The organism is Burkholderia sp. CpTa8-5 (genome assembly GCF_017815045.1).
Lineage (GTDB): Bacteria > Pseudomonadota > Gammaproteobacteria > Burkholderiales > Burkholderiaceae > Burkholderia > Burkholderia sola.
On the sequence record NZ_JAGIQD010000079.1, the window covers coordinates 1 to 868 of the forward strand.

At 71.2% G+C, this 868-nt stretch carries 1 protein-coding gene; it reads right to left on the reverse strand.

Annotation, left to right across the window (positions count from 1 at the left end; all coding sequences use genetic code 11):
• A partial coding sequence (locus J8I35_RS34395) for an acetyl-CoA C-acetyltransferase (RefSeq protein WP_209929398.1) occupies positions 1-868 on the reverse strand: 868 nt, incomplete at both ends.

Consider the following 868-nt stretch of genomic DNA (forward strand, 5'->3'; position numbering starts at 1 on the left):
CGCTCGACCGCGAGCGCGACGCCCATCCCGCCGCCGATGCACAGCGACGCCAGCCCGCGCTTCGCGTCGCGCTTGACCATCTCGTGCAGCAGCGTCACCAGGATCCGGCAGCCCGACGCGCCGATCGGGTGGCCGATCGCGATCGCCCCGCCGTTCACGTTCACCTTCGACGTGTCCCAGCCCATCTGCTTGTGCACCGCCAGCGCCTGCGCCGCGAACGCTTCGTTGATCTCCATCAGGTCCAGGTCGCCCGGCGTCCAGCCCGCGCGCTCCAGCGCCCGGCGCGACGCCGGCACCGGCCCCATGCCCATCACGCTCGGATCCACGCCCGCGTTCGCATACGCCTTGATCCGCGCCAGCGGCGTCAGGCCCAGCGCCGCCGCCTTCTGCGCCGACATCACCAGCACCGCCGCCGCGCCGTCGTTCAGCCCCGACGCGTTCGCCGCCGTCACCGAGCCGTCCTTCGCGAACGCCGGCTTCAGCCCGGCCAGCGACTCCGCCGTCACGCCGTGACGCACGAACTCGTCGGTCGCGAACTGCAGCGGCTCGCCCTTGCGTTGCGGGATCGACACCGGCACGATCTCGTCGTCGAAGCGCCCGGCCTTCTGCGCAGCTTCCGCCTTGTTCTGCGACAGCGCCGCGAACGCGTCCTGCTCTTCGCGCGTGATCCCGTATTCCTTCGCGACGTTCTCCGCCGTGATGCCCATGTGGTACTGGTTGTACACGTCCCACAGCCCGTCGACGATCATCGTGTCGACCAGCTTCGCGTCGCCCATCCGGAACCCGTCGCGCGAGCCCGGCAGCACGTGCGGCGCCGCGCTCATGTTCTCCTGGCCGCCCGCGATCACGATCTCCGCGTCGCCCGCGA